21 protein-coding genes are annotated in these 22,812 nt (G+C 59.3%); 11 read left to right on the top strand and 10 right to left on the bottom strand.

Annotated features, from left to right (window positions below; translation table 11 throughout):
* The 6 genes from ACIF4X_RS27535 to ACIF4X_RS27510 form a co-directional block, all read left to right on the top strand.
* Positions 1-466 (top strand): ABC transporter permease subunit (locus ACIF4X_RS27535; protein WP_397484488.1); only part of this gene is annotated, 466 nt, incomplete at its 5' end.
* A 16-nt stretch (positions 467-482) separates the two neighbouring features.
* Positions 483-2,153 (top strand): phosphate ABC transporter permease PstA, encoded by a 1,671-nt coding sequence (gene pstA, locus ACIF4X_RS27530; RefSeq protein ID WP_397484487.1) that lies wholly within the window; start codon positions 483-485, stop codon positions 2,151-2,153.
* Positions 2,154-2,336: 183 nt separating this feature from the next.
* Positions 2,337-3,170 carry a phosphate ABC transporter ATP-binding protein PstB gene (pstB, locus tag ACIF4X_RS27525; protein WP_016985765.1) on the top strand — a complete coding sequence of 278 codons (834 nt, stop codon included), beginning with the start codon at positions 2,337-2,339 and terminating at the stop codon, positions 3,168-3,170.
* A 72-nt stretch (positions 3,171-3,242) separates the two neighbouring features.
* Positions 3,243-4,004, top strand: coding sequence for a phosphate signaling complex protein PhoU (phoU, locus tag ACIF4X_RS27520; RefSeq protein ID WP_007954334.1), 762 nt, complete (start codon positions 3,243-3,245; stop codon positions 4,002-4,004).
* 177 nt (positions 4,005-4,181) lie between these two features.
* Positions 4,182-5,138: a response regulator gene (locus ACIF4X_RS27515; RefSeq protein WP_397484486.1), complete on the top strand. Its 957-nt coding sequence runs from the start codon at positions 4,182-4,184 to the stop codon at positions 5,136-5,138.
* Between the two features lie 205 nt (positions 5,139-5,343).
* Positions 5,344-6,240, top strand: coding sequence for a peptidoglycan DD-metalloendopeptidase family protein (locus ACIF4X_RS27510; RefSeq protein ID WP_397484485.1), 897 nt, complete (start codon positions 5,344-5,346; stop codon positions 6,238-6,240).
* A 116-nt stretch (positions 6,241-6,356) separates the two neighbouring features.
* Here the strand turns inward: ACIF4X_RS27510 and ACIF4X_RS27505 are convergent, their stop codons facing one another.
* From ACIF4X_RS27505 to phoB, 3 genes are all read right to left on the bottom strand, one after another.
* A complete protein-coding gene (locus ACIF4X_RS27505; protein ID WP_007920256.1) occupies positions 6,357-7,697 on the bottom strand; it encodes a hemolysin family protein in 1,341 nt (446 codons plus the stop codon).
* A 110-nt stretch (positions 7,698-7,807) separates the two neighbouring features.
* Entirely contained in the window at positions 7,808-9,094 is a 1,287-nt protein-coding gene (phoR, locus tag ACIF4X_RS27500; protein WP_397484489.1) for a phosphate regulon sensor histidine kinase PhoR, read from the bottom strand.
* 74 nt (positions 9,095-9,168) lie between these two features.
* Positions 9,169-9,858, bottom strand: a complete 690-nt coding sequence (gene phoB / locus ACIF4X_RS27495) for a phosphate regulon transcriptional regulator PhoB (protein ID WP_007896474.1) — start codon at positions 9,856-9,858, stop codon at positions 9,169-9,171.
* Positions 9,859-10,009: 151 nt separating this feature from the next.
* On the opposite strand from phoB, the gene ACIF4X_RS27490 reads away from it, so the two are divergent.
* Positions 10,010-10,393, top strand: a complete 384-nt coding sequence (locus ACIF4X_RS27490; RefSeq protein WP_077575084.1) for a hypothetical protein — start codon at positions 10,010-10,012, stop codon at positions 10,391-10,393.
* A gap of 112 nt (positions 10,394-10,505) precedes the next feature.
* Here ACIF4X_RS27490 and ubiA read toward each other — a convergent pair whose 3' ends face one another.
* Both ubiA and ACIF4X_RS27480 read right to left on the bottom strand, forming a co-directional pair.
* Positions 10,506-11,396 (bottom strand): 4-hydroxybenzoate octaprenyltransferase, encoded by an 891-nt coding sequence (gene ubiA / locus ACIF4X_RS27485; protein WP_397484484.1) that lies wholly within the window; start codon positions 11,394-11,396, stop codon positions 10,506-10,508.
* Positions 11,396-11,956 carry a chorismate--pyruvate lyase family protein gene (locus ACIF4X_RS27480; protein ID WP_397484483.1) on the bottom strand — a complete coding sequence of 187 codons (561 nt, stop codon included), beginning with the start codon at positions 11,954-11,956 and terminating at the stop codon, positions 11,396-11,398. The genes ubiA and ACIF4X_RS27480 overlap by 1 nt, the downstream gene beginning before the upstream one ends.
* Positions 11,957-12,157: 201 nt before the next feature.
* Here ACIF4X_RS27480 and ACIF4X_RS27475 point away from each other — a divergent pair, with 201 nt between their 5' ends.
* The 3 genes from ACIF4X_RS27475 to ACIF4X_RS27465 all read left to right on the top strand — a co-directional run bounded on the left by ACIF4X_RS27475 (position 12,158) and on the right by ACIF4X_RS27465 (position 13,960).
* The gene (locus ACIF4X_RS27475; protein WP_034152097.1) at positions 12,158-12,325 is read left to right on the top strand and encodes a rubredoxin; all 168 of its coding nucleotides are present in this window, start codon (positions 12,158-12,160) and stop codon (positions 12,323-12,325) included.
* Positions 12,326-12,345: 20 nt separating this feature from the next.
* Positions 12,346-13,494 carry an NAD(P)/FAD-dependent oxidoreductase gene (locus tag ACIF4X_RS27470; protein ID WP_397484482.1) on the top strand — a complete coding sequence of 383 codons (1,149 nt, stop codon included), beginning with the start codon at positions 12,346-12,348 and terminating at the stop codon, positions 13,492-13,494.
* 190 nt (positions 13,495-13,684) lie between these two features.
* Complete coding sequence (locus ACIF4X_RS27465) at positions 13,685-13,960, top strand: HU family DNA-binding protein (RefSeq protein WP_003213368.1); 276 nt, start codon at positions 13,685-13,687, stop codon at positions 13,958-13,960.
* A 96-nt stretch (positions 13,961-14,056) separates the two neighbouring features.
* Here ACIF4X_RS27465 and ACIF4X_RS27460 read toward each other — a convergent pair whose 3' ends face one another.
* The 5 genes from ACIF4X_RS27460 to ACIF4X_RS27440 form a co-directional block, all read right to left on the bottom strand.
* Entirely contained in the window at positions 14,057-14,413 is a 357-nt protein-coding gene (locus ACIF4X_RS27460) for a hypothetical protein (protein ID WP_397484481.1), read from the bottom strand.
* Positions 14,414-14,508: 95 nt separating this feature from the next.
* Positions 14,509-16,845, bottom strand: a complete 2,337-nt coding sequence (locus tag ACIF4X_RS27455) for a lipase family protein (protein ID WP_397484480.1) — start codon at positions 16,843-16,845, stop codon at positions 14,509-14,511.
* A complete protein-coding gene (locus tag ACIF4X_RS27450) occupies positions 16,842-17,633 on the bottom strand; it encodes a hypothetical protein (RefSeq protein ID WP_397484479.1) in 792 nt (263 codons plus the stop codon). Before ACIF4X_RS27450 ends, ACIF4X_RS27455 begins: the two co-directional genes overlap by 4 nt.
* Positions 17,630-18,478 (bottom strand): DUF4123 domain-containing protein, encoded by an 849-nt coding sequence (locus ACIF4X_RS27445; RefSeq protein WP_397484478.1) that lies wholly within the window; start codon positions 18,476-18,478, stop codon positions 17,630-17,632. Before ACIF4X_RS27445 ends, ACIF4X_RS27450 begins: the two co-directional genes overlap by 4 nt.
* Entirely contained in the window at positions 18,475-20,499 is a 2,025-nt protein-coding gene (locus ACIF4X_RS27440) for a type VI secretion system tip protein VgrG (RefSeq protein ID WP_397484477.1), read from the bottom strand. The genes ACIF4X_RS27445 and ACIF4X_RS27440 overlap by 4 nt, the downstream gene beginning before the upstream one ends.
* A gap of 715 nt (positions 20,500-21,214) precedes the next feature.
* Here ACIF4X_RS27440 and tssA point away from each other — a divergent pair.
* Positions 21,215-22,777 carry a type VI secretion system protein TssA gene (gene tssA, locus ACIF4X_RS27435; protein ID WP_397484476.1) on the top strand — a complete coding sequence of 521 codons (1,563 nt, stop codon included), beginning with the start codon at positions 21,215-21,217 and terminating at the stop codon, positions 22,775-22,777.
* The last annotated feature ends 35 nt before the right edge of the window (positions 22,778-22,812 follow it).

Genomic DNA, 22,812 nt, shown 5'->3' with positions numbered 1-22,812 from the left:
CGACCAGAGCAACGCTCTGGTAGTCTGTCTGGCCATGGGCTTTGCGGTGATCCCGAACATCTACTCGATCGCTGAAGACGCCGTGTTCAGTGTGCCGCGCGGCCTGACCCTCGGCTCGCTGGCCCTCGGTGCCACGCCATGGCAGACCATGACTCGCGTGGTGATCCTGACCGCCAGCCCGGGGATCTTCTCGGCGCTGATGATCGGCATGGGCCGTGCGGTCGGCGAAACCATGATCGTGCTGATGGCCACCGGCAACACCCCGGTCATGGAAATGAACCTGTTCGAAGGCCTGCGCACCCTGGCCGCCAACGTCGCGGTGGAAATGCCCGAGTCGGAAGTCGGCGGCAGCCACTACCGCGTGCTGTTCCTCTCGGCGCTGGTGCTGCTGTTGTTCACCTTCGTCATGAACACCCTGGCAGAACTGATTCGTCAGCGTCTGCGCAAGAAATACTCGTCGCTTTAAGCAAAGGTAGAAGTCTGTGAAACAGAACTCCCTGAAAGGATGGTTCAAGAGCGGCGCCCCGGGCGTCTGGATCAGCGGTGGTGCGGTGTCCATCGCGGTCATCATGACCATTGGCCTGCTGGCTGTGATTGCCGTGCGCGGTCTCGGTCACTTCTGGCCGGCGGACCTGGTCCACGCCAATTACGACGTACCGGGTCAGGCCAATCACCTGGTCGTCGGTGAAGTAGTACAGAAAGAAGAAGTGCCCCGTGCCCGTCTGAAGAGCGCCGGTTTGCCGGTGCCTGATGAAGGCCCGGAATTCATGACCCGCGAGCTGATCAAGGTCGGCAACCGTGATTTGAACGGCAACGACTTCACCTGGATCGTCGGCGAGTGGCTGACCAACCAGACCACGCCGCCGGAGCTGATGGCGATCGAACGTCGCGAGTGGGGCAACTTCTACGGCTACCTGGTCAACGTCAAACAGGATGGCAAAGTCATCGCCGAGGGCGAGGCGGCCTGGCCTGAGCTGCAAGCGCGGATCAACCGTGTGAACGGTCTGGCGTCGCAACTGAAGTCGCTGGAAAAGACTGATATCGGTGCGATCAACGCAGGTTTGGAGCGCATCCGTCTGCACGGTCGCAAACTGGAACTGGAAGGCAAGCTCGACGCCACCGCGCAAGCGGACATGGAATCCGAGCGCGCCGAGTTGAATGCGCGTTATCAGGACATCGAAGCGCGTCTGGCCGATCTGCACGCACAGTTCAACCGCGATGCCTTGACCGCTCGCGATGCCAACGGCAAAGAGATCGAAATCGGTCTGGGCAAAGTGGTTCACGCTTACCAGCCGAACGCGATGAGCACCTTTACCAAGGTCGGTTTCTACTTCAGCAAGATCTGGGAATTCCTTTCGGACGACCCGCGTGAAGCGAACACCGAAGGCGGGATTTTCCCGGCAATCTTCGGCACCGTGATGATGACGTTGATCATGGCGATGATCGTCACCCCGTTCGGCGTGCTGGCAGCGGTGTACCTGCGTGAATACGCCAAGCAGAACACCCTGACGCGGATCATCCGTATCGCGGTGAACAACCTCGCCGGTGTTCCGGCGATCGTTTACGGCGTGTTCGGTCTGGGCTTCTTCGTTTACGTGCTGGGTGGTTCGGTTGACCGTTTGTTCTTCCCGGAAGCGCTGCCGGCGCCGACTTTCGGCACACCGGGTCTGCTCTGGGCGTCGCTGACGTTGGCACTGCTGGCGGTGCCGGTGGTGATCGTCGCGACTGAGGAAGGTCTGGCACGTATTCCACGCACCGTGCGTGAAGGCTCGTTGGCCCTCGGTGCGACCAAGGCTGAAACCTTGTGGAAGATCGTTATCCCGATGGCCAGCCCGGCAATGATGACCGGCATGATCCTCGCCGTGGCTCGCGCCGCCGGTGAAGTGGCGCCGCTGATGCTGGTGGGTGTGGTGAAACTGGCGCCGTCGCTGCCGGTGGACGGCAACTACCCGTACCTGCACCTGGATCAGAAGATCATGCACTTGGGCTTCCACATCTATGACGTCGGCTTCCAGAGCCCGAACGTTGAAGCGGCCCGTCCGCTGGTTTACGCCACGGCGCTGTTGCTGGTGCTGGTGATCGCCACGTTGAACCTGTCGGCGGTGTATATCCGCAACCACCTGCGTGAAAAATACAAAGCTTTGGACAGTTAACACAAATCCTGTGGGAGCTGGCTTGCCAGCGATGCAGGCGACGCGGTGTTTCAGTTACACCGCGGTGATGCCATCGCTGGCAAGCCAGCTCCCACAAGGGCCGCGACAAACACTGAATTTGCGTTACCCGCTGGCTAGGCCAGCGGTTCAACAAACCGAATTTGTTAGCACAGGGGATATCCCATGCAGCACGAAACACATACCCACGGCATCAACATGTCGGCCCTGGGTCGCGACAAGCAAAGCCTCAGCCTTGAGCAGGAAACCGTGGCCATCGAAGTACCGGGCCTGAGCCTGTACTACGGTGAGAAACAAGCACTGTTCGACGTCAGCATGAACATCCCGAAACAGCGCGTAACCGCTTTCATCGGCCCGTCCGGCTGCGGTAAATCTACGCTCCTGCGTACCTTCAACCGCATGAATGACCTGGTTGACGGCTGCCGCGTCGAAGGCGCGATCAACCTGTACGGCAACAACATCTATCGCAAGGGCGAAGACGTTGCAGAGTTGCGTCGTCGCGTCGGCATGGTGTTCCAGAAGCCCAACCCGTTCCCGAAAACCATCTACGAAAACGTCGTGTACGGCCTGCGCATTCAAGGCATCAACAAGAAGCGCATCCTCGACGAAGCGGTCGAGTGGGCGTTGAAAGGCGCGGCGCTGTGGGACGAAGTCAAAGACCGTCTGCACGAATCGGCACTCGGCCTGTCCGGTGGTCAGCAACAACGTCTGGTGATCGCCCGTACCATCGCGGTTGAGCCGGAAGTGCTGCTGCTCGACGAACCGTGCTCGGCCCTCGACCCGATCTCGACGCTGAAAGTCGAAGAGCTGATCTACGAGCTGAAGTCCAAGTTCACCATCGTCATCGTTACCCACAACATGCAACAGGCCGCGCGGGTGTCCGACTACACGGCGTTCATGTACATGGGCAAACTGGTGGAATTCGGCGACACCGATACCCTGTTCACCAATCCGGCGAAGAAGCAGACCGAAGACTACATCACCGGTCGTTATGGCTGACAGTTGCGGGTTATCCACAGAATTTGATGCTGCGGCCCACCGCACCTTACCGGACGCTCCAAGGACGCCAACATGATTAGTAAAGAAGGCCTTACCCATCACATCTCCGCGCAGTTCAACGCTGAGCTTGAGGAAGTGCGCAGCCACCTCCTGGCCATGGGCGGGCTGGTCGAGAAGCAGGTCAACGACGCGGTGACCGCGCTGATCGAGGCCGATTCCGGTCTGGCTCAGCAGGTGCGCGAGATTGATGACCAGATCAACCAGATGGAACGCAACATCGACGAAGAATGCCTGCGCATTCTCGCCCGTCGCCAGCCGGCGGCGTCCGACCTGCGTTTGATCATCAGCATTTCCAAGTCGGTGATCGACCTTGAGCGCATCGGTGACGAAGCGACCAAGATTGCCCGTCGCGCGATTCAGCTGTGCGAAGAAGGCGAAGCGCCGCGCGGTTACGTCGAGGTTCGCCACATTGGCGACCAGGTGCGCAACATGGTTCGCGATGCACTGGATGCGTTCGCCCGTTTCGACGCCGATCTGGCGTTGTCGGTGGCGCAGTACGACAAGATCATCGACCGCGAATACAAGACTGCCCTGCGCGAGCTGGCGACCTACATGATGGAAGACCCGCGCTCTATCTCGCGGGTCTTGAGCATCATCTGGGTGCTGCGTTCGCTGGAGCGCATCGGCGATCACGCGCGCAACATCTCCGAACTGGTCATTTACCTGGTGCGCGGCACCGACGTGCGCCACATGGGCCTCAAGCGCATGAAAGAAGAAGTTGAAGGTACAAGCGGCGAAACCGCTAATGTTCCGGGCGATGCTGACGATAAGTAAGATTGCCTGAGAAAAGCGCCCGGCCCTTTGGCCGGGCGTTTTTGTTTGTGCTTTTAATATGCAGAAGCGAATTAAAAATCAGCACCCCCGAACGAAAAGTCCCGGCGTGACTGAAGAGTTTTGGCAATGTGCCATCAGCCAGCGTTATGCTTGCCGGGATTTTAATAGGGGTGTTGGATGAGCAAGATCAGTGTGTTGGTCGTGGACGATGCTTCGTTCATTCGTGACCTGGTGAAAAAGTGCTTGCGTAATTACTTCCCGGGGATCCGCACCGAGGACGCCGTCAACGGCAAAAAGGCTCAGGCCATGCTGGCCAGGGAAGCGTTCGACCTGGTCCTGTGCGATTGGGAAATGCCGGAAATGTCCGGTCTCGAGTTGCTGACCTGGTGCCGCGAGCAAGACAACCTCAAGACTATGCCATTCGTTATGGTGACCAGCCGGGGCGACAAGGAAAACGTCGTCCAGGCGATTCAGGCTGGCGTTTCCGGTTACGTCAGCAAGCCGTTCACCAACGAGCAACTGCTGACCAAGGTCAAGCAGGCGCTGAACAAGGTCGGCAAGCTCGACACCCTGATGAACAGCGCGCCGACCAAGATGAACTCGGCGTTCGGCAACGATTCGCTGAGTGCACTGACTGGCGGCAAGCCTGCCGTGGTCGGTGGCGCGCCGGCAACTGCTGTGGTCAATCCGTTTGCCAAACCGGCTGCTGCCGCGCCAGCGCCCGCTGCTGCGCCGTCCCGTGGTTTGCTCAACAGCCCACCGGTCAAGGCGCCAGTCGCCGCGTCGGCGCCGGCCAGCGGTCGTGGCCAAGGCCAACTGCGCCTGCCAAGCGGTACTCAGCAATGCGTGATCAAGGCCCTGAGCATCAAGGAAGCGTTGCTGGTGGTGAAGCGTACCGACACCCTGCCGCAGATCCTCGACAGCGCGGTGCTCGATCTGGAACAGGGCGACAACGCCGAAATCGCCCGCCTCAACGGCTACCTGCACGCCGTCGTTGCGTTCGAGCCGAAACCGGACAGCGAATGGCTGCAACTGACCTTCCGTTTCGTCGATCAGGATGCGCAGAAGCTCGACTACATCTCCCGCCTGATCGCCCGCGGCACGGCGCAGAAGCACTTCGTTCCGGGCGCTTGATCACAGCTTTACACTGATCGTTCCCACGCTCTGCGTGGGAATGCCTCAACCGGACGCTCCGCGTCCTCTCGCATGGGACGCAGAGCGTCCCGGGCTGCGTCCCCACGCAGAGCGTGGGGACGATCATTTGAAACATCTGTCGACTAGCCTGGTCTGCTTCACCTGCTAGGCTCACTTCCAGGCCTCACTTCGACAGACTCTGCCCATGCTCGCGCGCCTGCTGTTTTTCTGTGGTCTCTTCATGGCCTCCACCTCGGCTGTGGCCATGACTATCTACAAATCCACCGATGCCAACGGCGTGGTCTCGTACAGCGACCGGCCGAGCAAAGGCTCGCAGGTGTTCGTCTTTCAGGACCGCATGGTCGAGCGGCTGGAGCGGCAGGTCTATCTCGACATCAAAAAGCAGAAGGGCACTGACGTGGTGTTCGTGCGCAACGATCTGTATTCGCCGGTCGAGGTGGCACTGGCGTTTACCGGGATGAGCAACGTCCGCGGCGCGCCGGCACAAACCATCCGCCGAGTGCTGCCGGCGCGCAGCAACACGCGTCTGGCGCTGCTGACGGCGATTACCAGCGGCAAGCCGCTGGTCTATTCGCCGCAGTTCCATTACTCCCTCGGCGACCCCTCAGGCGCCGCGCAGAGTTATCGCTATCCGCTGCCGTGGCGTGGCGGGCCGTTTCGGCTGAGTCAGGGCGCCAACGGTCAGTACAGCCACTATGGGCCGAAGAATCGCTATGCGATGGACATCGCCATGCCGGTGGGTACACCGATCATTGCCGCGCGGGCCGGGGTGGTGGTGAAGACCGAAAACTCCCAGAGCGGGCGCGGCTCGGATGCGTCCGGCAATTTCGTCCGGGTGTTGCACGACGACGGCACCATGGGCGTGTACCTGCACCTCAAGCAAGGCTCGGTAAGCGTGCGCGAAGGACAAAGGGTGACCGTGGGCAGTCCGCTGGCGTTGTCAGGCAACACCGGCAACAGCAGCGGCCCGCACCTGCACTTTGTGGTGCAGCGCAATACCGGGGAAGGGTTGGTGTCGATTCCGTATCAGTTCAATCAGCCGCTGGGGGCGTTGCCCAACTTTGCGCTGGGCAAGCAGTAAGCTTCTAAAAGCAAAAGATCGCAGCCTGCGGCAGCTCCTACATGGGCATGCAATCCCTGTAGGCGCTGCCGCAGGCTGCGATCTTTTAGCAGGCAACGCGGTTTCCCGCATTGCACTCAATCGAGCATCAACACCTTGGCCAGCACAATCTTCGGCCCTTTCATCTTCTTGATGATGATGCGCAGGCCTTCGACTTCCAGCACTTCTTCCTCTTCCGGCACCCGCTTCAGGGTTTCATAGACCAGCCCGGCGAGGGTTTCCGCTTCAATGTGGTCAAGGTCGATACCCAGCAGGCGTTCCACTTTGAACAGCGGCGTGTCGCCACGCACCAGCAGTTTGCCCGGCTGATAGGCAAGGATCCCGCGCTCAGCCTTGCGGTGTTCGTCCTGAATGTCGCCGACCAGCACTTCCAGCACGTCTTCCATGGTCAGGTAGCCGATGATGTTGCCGTCAGCCTCCTCGACCACGGCGAAGTGCGAGCCGCCCTTGCGGAACTGCTCCAGCAACTGCGACAGCGGCATGTGTCGCGACACGCGCTCCAGCGGACGGGTCAGCTCAGCCAGGTTGAACGACTCGGGAATGTGGTCCAGCGCCGCCAGTTCCAGCAGCAGATCCTTGATGTGCAGCAGGCCGACGAACTCCTGGCGCTCGCTGTCGTACACCGGATAACGACTGAACTTGTGGCGACGGAACATCGCGAGGATTTCTTTCAGCGGCGCGTTGAATTCGAGGGTGATCAGGTCTTCGCGGGAGTTGGCCCAGTCGACCACCTCCAGCTCGCCCATTTCCACCGCCGACGCCAGAACACGCATGCCCTGATCACTCGGATCCTGGCCACGGCTGGAGTGCAGGATCAGTTTCAGTTCTTCGCGGCTGTAATGGTGTTCGTGATGCGGGCCGGGTTCGCCCTGGCCGGCAATCCGTAGAATCGCGTTGGCGCTGGCGTTGAGCAGGTAGATCGCCGGGTACATTGCCCAGTAGAACAGGTACAGCGGCACCGCCGTCCACAGCGACAGCAATTCGGGTTTGCGGATCGCCCAGGATTTCGGGGCCAGCTCGCCGACCACGATGTGCAGGTACGAAATGATGAAGAACGCGGTGAAGAACGACACGCCCTTGACGATCTCCGGCGACTGCACGCCGACCGCGCTCAGCAGCGGTTCGAGAATATGCGCAAAGGCCGGCTCACCGACCCAGCCGAGGCCAAGCGAGGCCAGGGTGATACCCAGCTGACACGCCGAGAGGTACGCATCGAGCTGACTGTGCACGGTGCGCAGAATGTGTCCGCGCCAGCCGTTCTGATCAGCGATGGCCTCGACCCGGGTCGAGCGCAGTTTGACCATGGCGAATTCCGCCGCAACGAAAAAGCCGTTGAGCAAAACCAGGATCAGAGCAAAAAGGATCATGCCGAAATCGGCGAATATTGTTGCGAGGGACAAGCCAGGGGAAGGGTCCATGATGGAGTTTTGCGGGTTCCGTGTGATTCAAAAGAGAGAAAAGTCGTGCCTGAAAGGCAGGCACAAGTCAGCCAATGTAGCGGCTGACCTGGCGATTGCCTAGTGCGACATTACTCAGCGGCGCTGATCGCCCGTGCCTGGGCGACCTGAGCCGGGGCGAAATGGCAGGTGAACGTGCTGCCGTGACCGGGCACGCTGCTGATTTCCATGCGCGCGCGGTGGCGCAGCAACACGTGTTTGACGATGGCCAGGCCCAGGCCGGTGCCGCCGGTGTTGGAATTGCGGCTGGAGTCGACGCGATAGAAGCGTTCGGTCAGGCGCGGCAGGTGTTTGCTGTCGATGCCGATCCCGGAATCCTGCACGCTGAGGTGCGCGCCCTGATCGTCGCCCCACCAGCGAATGCGGATGTTGCCCTCGGCCGGGGTGTATTTCACGGCGTTGAACACCAGATTGGAAAACGCACTGCGCAATTCCGCCTCGCTGCCCTTGAGCAGCAGGCCGGCGTCGGCTTCCAGGGTGATGCGCTGATTCTTCGCGCCGGATAATTGCTGCGCATCGCTCTTGATTGATTGCAGCAGCGTATCCACCTGAACTGGCTGGTTGTCCGACGGGTAATCAGTGGCCTCCAGTTTCGCCAGCAGCAACAAATCGTTGAGCAGCGTCTGCATGCGCCCGCCCTGTTGTTGCATCTGCTGCAGGGCGCGGCTCCAGCGCGGATTCACCTCTTCGACGTTGTCGAGTAGGGTTTCCAGATAGCCGCAAATCACCGTCAACGGTGTGCGCAATTCGTGGGAGACGTTGGCGATGAAGTCTTTGCGCATCTGTTCCAGTTGATGGATGCGCGTGACGTCGCGCACCAGCATCAAGTGTTCGTTGTTGCCGTAGCGGGTCAGATACAACTGAATGCGCACGCGATCATTGGTCGGCGAGGGGATTTCCAGCGGCTCGGCGTAGCTGTCCTGCTCGAAGTATTCCTTGAAGCGCGGATGGCGCACCAGGTTGGTCACCGGTTGGCCACTGTCTTGCGGGGTCTTGAGACCGAGCAGGGTTTCGGCGGCGCGGTTCCACCATTCCAGGTTGCCGTCGCTGTCGAGCATGATCACCGCGTCTTTCAGCGCGGCGGTGGACTCCTGCACCCGGTCGATCACCGCTTGCAGGCGCCCGCGCACCCGTTGATCGCGGCGTTGCAGGTGGTAGATGCTGTCGAACACCTCGCCCCACAGTCCATAGCCGTCGGGCGGTGCTTCGTCGGGTTGGTGCTGGCGCAGCCATTCGTGCAGCCGCAGTAATTGCTTGAGCGTCCAGCCCAGATAAATCCCCAGGCCCGCCGCGAGGCTCCAGCCGTAATAGCCGGTGATCAGGCCGATCACCAGACACGCTGTGACCAGCAACAGCATGTGGCGAATCAGGGTGCCATGCCAGTTTTGATTCACGGGAAATACGGTCCTTGTCTGCGAGTCTGGCGGTCGGATCAGGCCTTGGTGGAAAACCGGTAGCCGGTGCCGCGCACGGTTTGTACCAGATTTTCGTAGGCGTCGCCGAGGGCCTTGCGCAGGCGGCGGATGTGCACGTCGACGGTGCGCTCTTCAACGTAGACGTTGCCGCCCCAGACCTGATCCAGCAACTGGCCACGGGTGTAGGCGCGTTCCTGGTGGGTCATGAAGAACTGCAACAGACGGTATTCGGTCGGGCCCATCTCGGCGGGTTTGCCGTCGATGGTCACGCGGTGGCTGATCGGATCGAGCAGCAGGCCACCGACTTCGATCGGCGCTTCGCCGTCGGTCGGACCGGCGCGGCGCAGCACGGCTTTCAGGCGGGCGACCAGTTCGCGTGGGGAAAACGGTTTGGTGATGTAGTCGTCGGCGCCGACTTCCAGGCCCTGGATCTTGTTGTCCTCTTCGCCCTTGGCGGTGAGCATGATGATCGGGATGTCCCCGGTCAGCTCATCGCGCTTCAGGCGACGCGCCAGCTCGATGCCCGACGTGCCCGGCAGCATCCAGTCGAGCAGAATCAGGTCTGGCTTGCGGTCAACGATGATGGCGTGTGCCTGCTGCGAGTTCTCTGCCTCGAGGCAGTCATAGCCGGCCATTTCCAACGCAACGGCGATCATTTCGCGAATGGGCGCTTCGTCGTCGACGATCAGAATGCTCCTGCCAACCATGCCTTAATCCTCTTGTCATTTAACTGTCTTGCGCCGCATTAGATAACGGAATTATTGCAGTCGTGTGACAGTATTTTAGTCCGGCAGCGATTGTGCGAATCCTGAACTAAGCTCTAAGTCCGAATCCTGACAACCACAAAAGAAGGCTTCCATGACTCAAATGACTGTTTCTTTTAAAGCACTGCTGATGGCTGCGGCCCTGACTCTGCCTGGATTTGCCATGGCCGCCGAGCCGGCCATGATGAAGGACGGCATGATGGTCGACCACAAAGGCATGACCGTTTATACGTTCGACAAGGACGCTGGCGGCAAGTCGATGTGCAACGGCGATTGCGCGAAGAACTGGCCGCCGATGATGGCGCCGGCGGGTGCCAAGGCTGAAGGCAAATGGACAGTGATCAAGCGCGATGACGGCATGATGCAATACGCCTACGACGGCAAGCCGCTGTATACCTTCATGAAGGATGAGAAGCCTGGAGAAATGAAAGGCGATGGCATGAAGGAAGTTTGGCACGTAGTGCACGAGCACAAATAAACGCAAATCCCCTGTGGAGCGAGCTTGCTCGCGAAGGTGTCGTCTCAGTCAGCCTATGTGGCAACTGACCCAATGCTTTCGCGAGCAAGCTCACTCCCACAGGTGTGAATCTTCAGCGCAATGCGTAATCCAGCACGATCCCGACGAAAATCGCCAACCCGGCCCAATGGTTGTGCAAGAACGCCTTGAAGCAGCGCATCCGGTCACGATCCCGCGTGTACCAGAACTCCCACGCATAACAGCCAGCAGCCACCAGCAAGCCGAGATGGAACCACGTCCCCAACTCGAACTTCGACCCCGCCAGCAACAGGCACCCCAGCGACAACGCCTGCAACCCCAGAATGATCATCCGGTCCGCCTCGCCAAACAGAATCGCCGTCGACTTCACGCCGATCTTCAAATCGTCATCGCGATCGGTCATCGCGTAATAGGTGTCGTACCCCACCGTCCACAACAGGTTGGCAATCCACAGCAGCCAGGCCGCCGCCGGCAGCTCGCCAGTCTCGGCCGTGAACGCCATCGGCATGCCCCACGAGAACGCCGCGCCCAGCACCACTTGCGGGTAATAGGTGTAGCGCTTCATGAACGGATAGGTGAAGGCCAGCGCCAGCCCGCCCAGAGACAGCCAGATCGTCGGCGCATTGGTGCACAGCACCAGCAAAAAGCTCACGCCCATCAACAGGGCGAAGAACACCAGCGCTTCTTTCGAACTGATTCTGCCGGCAGCCAATGGCCGTTGTGCGGTGCGTTTGACGTGGCCGTCGACCTTGCGATCAGCCCAGTCGTTGATCACACAGCCACCGGCGCGGGTCAGCACCACGCCAAGGACGAAAATCACTACGTTGGCCAGTGATGGCGAGCCCTTGCCGGCAATCCACAGTGCCCACAGGGTCGGCCACAGCAGCAGGTAAATGCCGATCGGCTTGTCCATCCGGGTCAACTGAATGAAATCCCAGGCGCGCGGGTTCAAGCGGTTCAGCGACTTGAGCAGGCTCTGATACATCAGCAGTTCTCCGGATGGGCGCGGGCGGCGCTCCACAGGCTCGGCAGGAAGATTTCCGCGACCAGTACGCTCAACGCGCCACGGTCGAAGCGCGAACGGCGACCCCACAGCTCAGACGCTTTCACGACTGGAGGCAGCCATTGTTCAGGGTAGTGGCAAACTTCTATGGCGCGGCGCTGAAACGCCTGATCGCAAAACAGCAGTTCGCCCAGCGAGCGGCTGCCCAGTTCATCCATGTGCAGCCCGTCGCCTTGCAGGGCGGCGCGCGAGGCGACGCTGCGGGCAAATACCCAGGCCTCGCCGCGACCGCGCAAATACACCTCGCGCACCCAGCCTTCGCTGTCCTCAGCCAGATCCAGCGCCGCGCATTCGTCGGCACGCAGGGTGTCCCAGCCTTCGAACAGCGGCGTCACGCTGAAGCCATCACTGGACAAGCGGGTCAGTCGGCGGGTGAGGGAGCCTTCGTCGAACAACCAGTCGAGGGTCAACGAATCGGGGAGGGGCGTCAGTCGGCTTTGAGGAAGCCAGAGCGGGGCCGGGCAGGCATTTGAATGTTGCACAATGAGTCATTATTGGCCGCAAATGAGGCGGCGAGCTTACCATGGCGAGCTGCAATATTGATTGATCGGGGTCGCCATTGCGCCGAACAGGCTTGCATCTGCCCGGCTCCATCAGTACAAAACGCCCTGAGCCGGATGGCAGCGCAACACCCATCGACCATCCGCGCCGGCAATAAGCCTGAACCCTGAGGAAGTACTTGAATGAAAAAGTGGCAATGTGTGGTCTGCGGCCTGATCTACAACGAAGCCGACGGCTGGCCGGATGACGGCATTGCGCCGGGCACCCTGTGGCAGGACGTGCCGGAAGACTGGCTGTGCCCCGACTGCGGCGTCGGTAAGCTGGACTTCGAAATGATCGAAATCAACTAAGCAAAACAAAGGAGTAAGGCATGAGCGCACCTGTCGTCATCGTTGGCACTGGCCTTGCGGGCTACAACCTGGCCCGGGAGTTTCGCAAACTCGACAGCGAAACCCCGTTGCTGCTGATCACGGCTGATGACGGCCGCTCTTACTCCAAACCGATGCTCTCCACCGGTTTCGGCAAGAACAAGGACGCCGATGGCCTGAGCATGGCCGAACCCGGCGCCATGGCCGAACAGTTGAAAGCCGAAGTGCGCACCCACACGCGCATCAGCGGCATCGACGCTGGCCACAAGCGTTTGTGGATCGGCGAAGAAGCGGTTTACTACCGCGACCTGATCCTCGCCTGGGGCGCAGAAACCGTACGCGTGCCGATCGAAGGCGATGGCGCGGATCTGGTATTCCCGATCAACGATCTTGAAGACTACGCGCGTTTTCGCACGGCAGCGGCCGGAAAGCGCCGTGTCTTGCTGCTCGGTGCCGGTCTGATTGGCTGCGAATTCGCCAATGACCTGATCCTCGGTGGCTACGAAGTGCAACTGGTTGCACCTTGTGAACAAGTCATGCCGATGCTGCTGCACCCGGCCGCTGCAGCAGCGGTACAGGCAGGGCTGGAAAGCCTGGGTGCGAAATTCCACCTCGGCCCGGTGCTGACCCGCCTGCAAAAAGTCGCGGACGGTCTGGAAGCGCACCTGTCCGACGGCCAGGTCATCCCATGCGATGTGGTGGTCTCGGCCATCGGCCTGCGTCCTCGCATCGATTTGGCGGCGGCTGCCGGCGTACAGGTCAATCGCGGCGTCGTGGTCGACCGACACCTGAAAACTTCCCACGCCAATATCTACGCCTTGGGCGACTGTGCCGAGGTCGAAGGGCTGAATCTGCTGTACGTGATGCCCCTCATGAGTTGTGCGCGTGCGCTGGCACAAACCCTCGCCGGTAACCCGACTGCCGTGAGCTACGGCCCGATGCCGATCACCGTGAAAACCCCGGTGTGCCCGCTGGTCGTATCGCCGCCACCACGGGGCAGCGAAGGCGTCTGGACGGTTGAAGGGCAGGGCGCCGACATCAAGGCCCTGTGCCACGGCGCCGACGGCCAATTGCTCGGTTATGCGCTGACCGGCGCGGCGGTGATGGAAAAACTCGCCCTGAACAAACAGCTTCCGGCCCTGCTGGCGTAAATACCGGTCGTTCTGTCGGAATCACCCCGCTTTTGCCCCTACAAAGGTCGCGGGGAGACTGGCGCCGCCGGTATCCGCGTGCCATTCTCACTCCCGTCTGCCGCAGAGTAGAGCCTGCGGCGCCTTGGGCGCTGTTCCAACGAGAACAGCACGGACATAACAACAAAAAACCGTCAAAGGGGCTTCACTAATGCGTAAACCAGAACTCGCCGCTGCAATCGCTGAAAAAGCAGATCTGACCAAAGAGCAGGCCAACCGCGTACTCAACGCCGTTCTCGAAGAAATCACCGGCGCTCTGCACCGCAAGGACAGCGTGACGCTGGTCGGCTTCGGCACCTTCCTGCAACGCCACCGCGGCGCCCGCACCGGCAAAAACCCGCAGACCGGCGAGCCGGTTAAAATCAAGGCCAGCAACACCGTTGCGTTCAAGCCAGGCAAATCGTTGAAAGACAGCGTTAATCCATAAGTGCGGCGGATCCCCTGAATAGCGGGGGAACACCGTAAACAAAAATGGGCACACCGATTGCGGTCGGGTGCCCATTTTTTGTGGCTGTAAATCGGCTTATTGGCGGCGGAAGCAGGCCTTGCCATTGCCGAAGTCCACGGCCAGGCAGTTTGGCTCAATGGCCAATTGCAGATCCTGGAACAGGGCAGACAAATCGCTATCGGAGGCAGGTTTGGTTGCGCTTTTCAGCGTCAGTATTTCCTTCTCCACCCGCCAGGTGCCTTTGGCAAAACCGTCGGCACTGCCATACGACACACCCGCGTCAAAGGTGCCGTCCTTGCGCAGCAGCAACTCAGCGCCCATTTCCATTGCGCCGACCAGGTAGTAATGGCCGTCCAGTGACGGGGTGTCCGCTGATGCTTGGGTGATTGGCAGCCAAATAAGTGCTGCGAAAAATATGGCATTCAATTCCATGAGGTGAAGCTCCTTACCAGCCTTTGTAGAGGGTGCCGAATTTTATGGCATCGGATTCTGGCATAGCCAAGATTTGCCCGCGCGTTATTTAGCCACTACACAATCGAATCAATATCCAGCTGAAACGGCGCGCCAACGGCATGCCCACCGGTCATTGCGGCAATAGCGGCATCGTGGTCTTCGGCGGCGGGAGGAATCATCGCCAGTTGTTCCTGAACGAGGTTTTCCGGGTGAGCGTTCCAGCGCAGCAGGTTTTCCTGCACCCACTCGGGCTGGTCGGCATAGCTGCCATACACGTCGGCTTCGGTGACCCGCTGGCCGCGCAGGTCGACCAGGCACGCCTGGGTCATTTTGATTTTGTCTATTTCATTGTTGAGAACCGTGGTCTTGTGATTTCTTTCCTGGTGGCGGACATAGGCGCTGGGGTGGGCCTGGATCTCGCGCTCGACGGCGCGCAGTTGCTTTCTGATATTTTCCAATGCGCCGCTGACCCATTCGAACTCCCGTGGGGTGACCAAAGAGCGTTTGAGCTGCTGCGCCTCTTGCCAGCGGCGCAGACTTGCCCAGCAACCGGGGATGTAGCTGCCGACCATCGAGTGATCGCCTGCCGCGAAGAGCTGCTTTAGAAAAGAGCCGCGCTTGGGCAGGCCATTGATATTTCGCAAGGCTTCGGCACAGCCGTGATCGTTGATGATGCTGCAGCCCGGCTGCCAGAGAATGGAGGATTGGTGTTCCTTGCCAAACACCACTGGCATGAAATGGCGCAGCGCGCCGTGATGGCCGTAATCGTCACCGAAGAAGTTGGTCATTCCCCAGACAAGCAAGGCAAAACCGGCAGCCGGGGTAATAACCAGCACCGCACCGTTGGCGATATACATTGGCATTGGCTTGGCGAAAGTGTTCATCCATGTGGCGGGTACGCTCGGAACCGGGTCGTTCTGATTGACGATGCGGTGGTGGACCAACGCCTTGGCACTTTCGATGAAAGTGGTGTCGCCGGCGCGAGGGGCGCCGTAGGTGTAGAGCACGATTTGCGGTAAGTACTGTGGATCACGTCGCAGCATTTCAGACAATATCAGTGCGATTGCCCCGCCCAGGCTGTGCCCCGTAATCAGCAGTTTTTGCCCGCTGTAGAACTTTTCCAGATAAGTCACGATGAACGGATAAGCCGCTAAAGCACCACCGTAGAATCCGCGGTGCACCTTGCCTTCGCCTTCTTCGAACGGAACCTGATAGGCATCGCCATCACGCAGGCCGTCAGGCCATATTTCACTGGTGCCGCGCACGCTGATGAGGATCAGTTCGTCGTGGTGGCAGATGAAGGCTTGTGTGTCCGTGCTTTGGACCTGTTGGCGATCATCAAAAAAGTGCAGCTTGGCCGGGTGCTCCTGCTCATCACCCAATGCCGGGTCGTTGACCTCGGGATAGAGGTGCGGGTCGAACGGCACCACTTCCAGGCGTTTCGAGTAGGGCACTTCCTCGTAGAGCGGGTAATACTTTTTGCTCTGGGTGGCATCAACTTTCCACAGTTCATCAAACTGCGGCAGGGCATGGCCAAACCAGTTGCCGCTGCTGGGCTGCAAGGGGAAGCTCACACTGTCGGTATTGACCGGTTGCGTGTTGGGCACCTGTCCGAAGTCGGTATAACTCAGGGTCGCCATCAGCGACAGTTGATAAAGGTTGAGTGCGCAGAATTCATTGCTCGTCGACAGCATCGGGCGCAATGCCCTCATGGGGCGCACCTCCAGCACATGATGTTTGTTAGGCAGCAAGGCAATGCCTGTAAGTTTGGGTGGGGGTGGAGAAAAACCCAACTCCACCATGCCCCGGTCTTCCTGACTGAAGATCGCTCTCGCCCCTTTATCCGGGACACCTGCATCAACCTGCGCAAAAGATTTGGTTGTGCGCGTGGATCGCATAAGTGTGTGAACCACCATGTTCGGCGGATCACTTCGCTTTGCCAGGGGCGGCAAGTGCGCTACATGCTTGACCAGTTCTCTCACTTCAACCTGATAGTAGGCAGCGTTTGCGGCAAGGTCTTTTGCGGGATTGGCTTGGGTGCGTACACCTGATTTGTTGAAGAAACGGGTTTTTTCGGCGCGCACCTGGAGTTCGGTGATGGGCAGGGGGTAGTGCTCCCTTGCCCTCAAATCTTTATAGAGCGCTTCTGTTCCTGTGAATGGCTGACTGAGCTTGAGTATTAATGGGCCGCAGTAATGGTTATCTACCTTGCCGCAACCTTTGACATCCAGTTTTCCGGCGTAGACGGTGTCTTCATAATCGATGATTTCGTATGTCAAGCCCGCATAGGGTTTGCCGTTACCAAACTCATCCACTAATTGAAAACTGGTCGACTGCCCGCGCCTGGGGCAGGCGTGGATGTTGCCCTGCATAAAGATCGCAACATTCGTCTCTAAAGATTCCATGCTCATGGAGTTTCTTCCTTATTCTCAGTGCACCCCGGATAAATTGTGCAAATGCGCTCATCCACCATCCTGAAGGTGCTGAAGTCCTTGTAATTCCCATTGCAGTAACCACGCTGATCTTCCATACCTTCACCCAAACAGCGCTTCCAGCCACCGGGAACTTCAACCCAGGTGTCACCCCAGCCGGGCCTTTCTTCATCAGCCAACTTGATCTTCAGCCTTACGGTTATTCCCGCTAGCTGAGTCAGCGTGTACGCCGTGGAAGGACGGCTTCGCCCGACATTGCCCTGCGCATCCATTTTTTTGCACCTCAACATTTTTATGAGGTAACGCTTGGGACTGACGGTGCGAAAAAACCACATACACTCACCAAAGAACTCAGCTGTCTCGTCATCTCTGAAACTACCCATTTGTCGCTCCAGCAACTCAGGGCGTACGGCAAATGAGGCGTAGTCATAGCTGCTGTTACTTCGTCCGGGGCCAAAAACACCGATGACCTTGATCTCCACATGGTTCAGCGCCAGCGGGCAGTCGCTTACGGTTCTGTAAAGCGGGACTACGGAGGTGCCTTCGTATTTCATGTTGGTTTTGTTGAACCCAAGCTGAGTACCTTTTCCACCCGGTACCGAGCACGTTTGATCTTTGGCGGGCACATAGGTGGCCGTCAGGTCGTACTTGAAGTTGGGTGGAAAGTCAGGAACAAAGGTAAACGTGTTCGGCGTACCAACCGCAGAGCAACCCAGGGTCAATGCAGTGCAACTGCCAAGTGCCAGATATTGAAATGCACGTCTCATAGGGGGCCGCTCTCCTGCCAAAACAGCACCTGCTGATACACCCGCTCAAAGTGCACCGCCGAGTCTTCTCCGGGTTTGGGCAGCCATGACTTGGGCGGTACATACCCCGGTAGCCGAAGACTTTGGGTCAGCAAAAAGTGCACTTGCTCCGGTTGCTGCCAGCCCCACAAACGCGTCAGCTGAATCTGCCCCCACAACCAGTCATCCATGTCGAGTTGCTCCGCTAGCTGGGCCATCGTTTCAGTGTGCTCGCCCACCAGATAGCGTCGGGCGTTGTCGAACAGCACGTTTGCGTAAATCAGCTCCGGTACAGGCGTCTGCAGCCATGGCGGGTCGATGGGCAGCGGGTGTTTGCCGGGGTCCGGGTTGTTGGCGACGTTCCATTGCCCGGCATGCCAGTAACAGATGCTGCTGACCGGCCCGAGCAATGCTGAGTATTGCTCGGGTTGCAGATGCGCCAGCGCGCGTCCGAGCACGCGGTTGTCATGCACGCGATACACCGCCAGATTGGGGCGTTCGCCACTCACCACACGGTCGCGCCAATGGTTTGCCAAATCCTCCAGATCGACGTGCTCGGCGCTGGCCAGCCAACCCCAATGGCGTTCGGGGGTGGCGAGCAATGCCTGGATGACGGGGTGGCGTGCCGTGTCGATTCGAAGCAGCAGCGGACCGGTTTGCGCCAAAGATTCAGCCGCCGTACCCGCGTACAAATGACGAAATTGCTCAGTGCCCAGGTCGGCGGCCAGCGCCGTGCGTGCTTCGCTCTGACCGTCGGTGTCGAGCATTAAAAAAAGATCACGTCCGGCGCGAGATTGTTCGTGCAGCCATTGTTCGACCCGGTTCATGCCACTTCTCCCAGACCGCACTGCCCAGCCGCACAGGCTTCGCACAGCGGGCAATAGTCCGCCGCTTGCTGGCGAGCACTGTTGACGATCGACAGCGGTGTGGCACTGACAAGAGGGACAATTCCGCCCACTGCCTGCAGCGGCTGTAGGGGCGCAATACCCGCCAACGGCGCACCGCCCTCAACGATGGGCACGCTGCTGAAAATCCCGCCGGCGTTGATGACGATGTGGTGCCCACCCGCCGACAGCGTCAGGCTCATGCCGGCGTCGATCACCACGTTGCTCGCGGTGACATGCGCCTGCTGGCCGGCCTGAATCACCAGCGCTCCAACCGAGTGACTGCTGATGCCACTGACGGTCAGCAGATCATCGGCGTTGATCTGCGTACTGCGCACACCGTGGTGGGTGTGCGACGTCTTGCCCTCGATCAGGCAGGTGCTGTCATGGCCCACTTGCTCGAAGCGGTCGCGGGTAATCAGGCTGCGGCTGTCGTTAAGGATCAGTTGTTCCAGATCGCGCTGGGCCCGCAGGTAGATTTTCTCCTGGCCAGCACGGTCTTCGATCGACAACTCGTTGTAACCGCCATTGCGCGGGGAGCTTTGAGTGCGCAAGACCGTTCTGGTCTCATTGGCCGGCAATGGATAGGCGGCGGATGTGACCTTGTTGGGTACGCAACCGGTGATCAGCGGTTGATCCGGATCACCCTCCTGAAAAGTCACGACCACTTCCATGCCGATGCGCGGAATGGTCATCGCCCCGAAACCTTCCCCGGCCCAGCTCGAGGCAACGCGTATCCAGCAACTGCTCTTCTCGCTATTGAGCTCTGCCCGGTCCCATGGAAACTCGACGCGAACCCTGCCGTATTCGTCGCAGAACGTCTCTCTCCCGGGCGGCCCGGTGACGCGCGCGGTCTGGCAGACCAACAATGGTTTTCGTGGTGGCAGCGCAGGGCGATAGAGCACCTCTGCGGGTATGGCGCTGAAAGTGTTGCGATAGCCCTGCGTGAAGCCATCGGCGGGGTTGACGTCGCTACCGGCAGCTTCTTCGAGGACCTGCGGTTGCTTGCCTTTATGCTTCAGGCTTACCAGCAACCAAAGGTCGTTGCAGTCCTTGCGCGGATGTTCAGTCAGGTCGAACAAATAACCACTGCGCAGTGTCGCTTGATCGCTTTCGCCCTGAACCCTTTGGTAGTCGCAGCGATGTCGCTCCAAAACCTGGCGTACCCGCTGTTTGGCCTGTTTTTCGTTCTCCATCGGCAGGGGGTAGCGATAGTCTTCCAGCGCGGGTGTGAACTCGGCTGTGAAACGACTTTCCAGCAACAGGCTGGGGCGCTTCAGGTCATAGTCGCGACGGGTTACGGTGCTGGTTCGCGTATTAAAAACCATGGCGAACCGATTGACGACCGGGTGCTCGGCGACCATGCCCGTGTCTTGTTGAAAAGGCGTCGCTCTCAGCTTAGGGAAAAACACCTGATCGTCGGTAAACACCAGCATGTGACCGTTGGGAGAGTGCTGGTGATGCCACGCGATGCCTTCTTCGGCGCACAGGCGCCGGATGAACTCAAAGTCGGATTGGCCATACTGAGTGCAGTAGTCACGCTCCACCCGGCCGCTGACATGGAAGGTGAATGCATCCGTCTGGATGCCATGACGCTGGAGTACCTGCGTGATGATTTGCGGCACCGTCAAGTTTTGAAAAATCCGCTGATCATGGCTGAACTGCAAGTAATACAGCGCTGGCACCAGCGTCAGTTGATAGTGAGTCAGACGTTTACCTGACTCGCCAATCTGCACATCCTCAATCCGCCCATGAACGCCTTCGCCATTTAAGCCGAACTGCAGAAACGCCGGCTGACTGAGCAGAGGCTCGATGTCGATGTCAGCGCGTTCGCTGACCAACTCAATCCGGAACGCAAAGAGGCTGCTGATAGCCTCATCGCCGTCGAAGGCAAGCACCGCGAAATCGTGGCGAATAGCGGGAATCTGCAGGGTAAAAGGCGCGCAACTGCCCGTGCTGAACATACGCTTGTCCTTAAGCAAAATGAGTCGATGCGCGGTGTTCGATCGTCCCTGATCGCCACGCGTAAAGAATTCGCCAAGGCACGCTAGCGGCGTGGGACATAAATTGATGTAAGAAGTATCTCTGTCATTTGTCAGAGACATCCGGGTTGTAAACTGTTGTATGAATTGAAGGAAATGGCTGTAGGAGACCACTTCGATATTTATTGAGTTAGCACGAATGTGCAGTGTTTACGGGGCTGTGGAAGTTTCACAAAAACACACCGCCATCAAATTGATGGCACTTTTTCTGTTTGTCATTGTCTTCGCTGAATTATTCAAAGAGGCCAATGCATTTTCGGAAGTTTCCTACTTCTATTTTTTTCAAGAGTTGTCATGCTTGCCGCCCTTTAATGGCGCCGGCGTCCGGCAGGATGTCGTCGCGCCGCGCAGAAGCGCTCTAGCTCAGGGTTTTGGCGGGAGAGAGAGAAATGTGGCGAATATAACGGACTATCAGGGATTCCCTTGCGACATATAGGGCAATCTCCTACAGACCCCAATGAACACTTCGTCTTGTTGTTTAATCAGATGCTTGCTAGTGGCCATCATAGTGATTACGATGCGCCCACTTGAAAGAGCACATCTCAATTGGATGAGTCGCTTCACCGCTCTTCGATACTGTCCCGCGCCACGGTTACTCCAATAGGCGCCTGACTGTAATCCTTAATAAAGGCCATGGATGTCCTACTCAAGCAAACTTTCCGCCCATTACCTCGAACTCGCAAAAGTCTCTGTTTCCAAAGAGAATTTCGCGGGCGAAGACGTTCGTTTTTCGAGCGAATTCGAGGCCCTGGAAAGCGAGCTGGCCAAAGCCTCGTCGATGCACGAAAGCGGGCAGATCGACTGGCTGAAAATCCGTGAAAACAGCGAAAATCTGCTGCGTACCCAATCCAAGGATCTGCGTGTCGGCGCTTGGCTGACCTGGTCGCTTTACCAGCGCGAATCCTTCCCCGGGCTGCTGGCCGGCCTCGGTCTGCTGCACCATCTGTCGGAAAACAACTGGGCCGACGTTCACCCGCTCAAACCCCGCACCCGTGCCGCCGCCATCGGCTGGCTGGTGCCGCGTCTCGAGCAGGTCATTACCGAAAATATTGCGATCAAAGAGCAGTTGCCGATGTTCCGGCAGCTCTCCGAGCACCTGTCCGGTCTCGAAGCGGCGTGTGCTGAGCATCTGGGCGATGATTCGCCGCTGCTGCTGCCGATTTCCCGTCGCCTGAAAACCATGATCCAGCGCGCGGCCGACAACCAGCCGGCCCCCGGCGTGGTCGGTGCGGCAGTGGCGCAGGTCAAGCAGGCGGCGAGCCAGTTGCTCACCCCCGGCGCACCGATCGATAACGAACGAGACGCGCACAAAGCGCTGCGCGCGCAACAGGAAAGCGCCCGGCCATTGTGTGCCTGGTGGCTCAAGCAGAAGGCCACCGACCTGCGCGCCCTGCGCCTGAACCGCACGTTGCTGTGGATGACCATCGACGCGGTGCCGGAGCGCAACGCCGAGCAGATCACCGTGCTGCGTGGCCTGCCGCTGGAAAAACTCAAGCTGTACCAGGACCGTTTCGATCAGGGCAAATACGCCGACCTGCTGGTGGAACTGGAGGCGAGCCTGGCGAAGGCGCCGTTCTGGTTCGATGGCCAGAGGATGGTCTGGGAGTGTCTCCAGAACCTCAACGCCGAGCTGGCAATGCGCGAAGTGGAAATCCACTTCGCGCTTTTGGTTCAACGGCTGCCCGGCATTGTCGAGTTGCGTTTCCATGACGGCGCGCCGTTTGCCGATCCGTCCACTCGGGCGTGGATCGCCGCCAACGTCATGCCGCACCTGCAGAGCGCCAGTGCGCCGCGCAAGGTCGAAAGCGAAAACGTCGAAACCCAGCCGGCCTGGGAAAAAGCCCTCGAAGAAGTCCTGCCGCTGCTGCGCAAGGAAGGCCTGAAGCCTGCCGTGCAGACGCTCAAGCAAGGCTTGCAGGCGGCCCACGGCGGTCGAGAACGCTTCTTCTGGCAGTTCGCCCTCGCACGGCTGTGCTTCATGGCCAAGAAGTACGAACTGGCCAAGAACCAGCTCGAAACCCTCGATCAGACATTACAGGACTCAGGCCTGCACGCCTGGGAGCCCGATCTTGCATTGGAAGTGCTGCATCTACTGCATAGCTGCTGCGAGTTGTTGCCGCAGAACCATGCCGTACGTGAACGCAAGGAAGAGATTTATCGCAGGCTGTGCCACCTCGACCTCGAAGTGGTACTCGAATAGGCCCCAGGGCCACAACCGCAAGGAGAAAAGCCATG

Source organism: Pseudomonas sp. NPDC085632, assembly GCF_044541255.1.
GTDB lineage: Bacteria > Pseudomonadota > Gammaproteobacteria > Pseudomonadales > Pseudomonadaceae > Aquipseudomonas.
This window is presented reverse-complemented; position numbering and strand designations above follow the sequence as displayed.

Coding starts and splice junctions, on each gene's coding strand:
- pstB (WP_016985765.1), top strand. CDS start 2,337: ATGCAGCACGAAACACATACCCACGGCATCAACATGTCGGCCCTGGGT.
- phoU (WP_007954334.1), top strand. CDS start 3,243: ATGATTAGTAAAGAAGGCCTTACCCATCACATCTCCGCGCAGTTCAAC.
- ACIF4X_RS27515 (WP_397484486.1), top strand. CDS start 4,182: ATGAGCAAGATCAGTGTGTTGGTCGTGGACGATGCTTCGTTCATTCGT.
- ACIF4X_RS27510 (WP_397484485.1), top strand. CDS start 5,344: ATGCTCGCGCGCCTGCTGTTTTTCTGTGGTCTCTTCATGGCCTCCACC.
- ACIF4X_RS27505 (WP_007920256.1), bottom strand. CDS start 7,697: ATGGACCCTTCCCCTGGCTTGTCCCTCGCAACAATATTCGCCGATTTC.
- phoR (WP_397484489.1), bottom strand. CDS start 9,094: ATGCTGTTGCTGGTCACAGCGTGTCTGGTGATCGGCCTGATCACCGGC.
- phoB (WP_007896474.1), bottom strand. CDS start 9,858: ATGGTTGGCAGGAGCATTCTGATCGTCGACGACGAAGCGCCCATTCGC.
- ACIF4X_RS27490 (WP_077575084.1), top strand. CDS start 10,010: ATGACTCAAATGACTGTTTCTTTTAAAGCACTGCTGATGGCTGCGGCC.
- ubiA (WP_397484484.1), bottom strand. CDS start 11,396: ATGTATCAGAGCCTGCTCAAGTCGCTGAACCGCTTGAACCCGCGCGCC.
- ACIF4X_RS27475 (WP_034152097.1), top strand. CDS start 12,158: ATGAAAAAGTGGCAATGTGTGGTCTGCGGCCTGATCTACAACGAAGCC.
- ACIF4X_RS27470 (WP_397484482.1), top strand. CDS start 12,346: ATGAGCGCACCTGTCGTCATCGTTGGCACTGGCCTTGCGGGCTACAAC.
- ACIF4X_RS27465 (WP_003213368.1), top strand. CDS start 13,685: ATGCGTAAACCAGAACTCGCCGCTGCAATCGCTGAAAAAGCAGATCTG.
- ACIF4X_RS27460 (WP_397484481.1), bottom strand. CDS start 14,413: ATGGAATTGAATGCCATATTTTTCGCAGCACTTATTTGGCTGCCAATC.
- ACIF4X_RS27455 (WP_397484480.1), bottom strand. CDS start 16,845: ATGAGCATGGAATCTTTAGAGACGAATGTTGCGATCTTTATGCAGGGC.
- ACIF4X_RS27450 (WP_397484479.1), bottom strand. CDS start 17,633: ATGAGACGTGCATTTCAATATCTGGCACTTGGCAGTTGCACTGCATTG.
- ACIF4X_RS27445 (WP_397484478.1), bottom strand. CDS start 18,478: ATGAACCGGGTCGAACAATGGCTGCACGAACAATCTCGCGCCGGACGT.
- ACIF4X_RS27440 (WP_397484477.1), bottom strand. CDS start 20,499: ATGTTCAGCACGGGCAGTTGCGCGCCTTTTACCCTGCAGATTCCCGCT.
- tssA (WP_397484476.1), top strand. CDS start 21,215: ATGTCCTACTCAAGCAAACTTTCCGCCCATTACCTCGAACTCGCAAAA.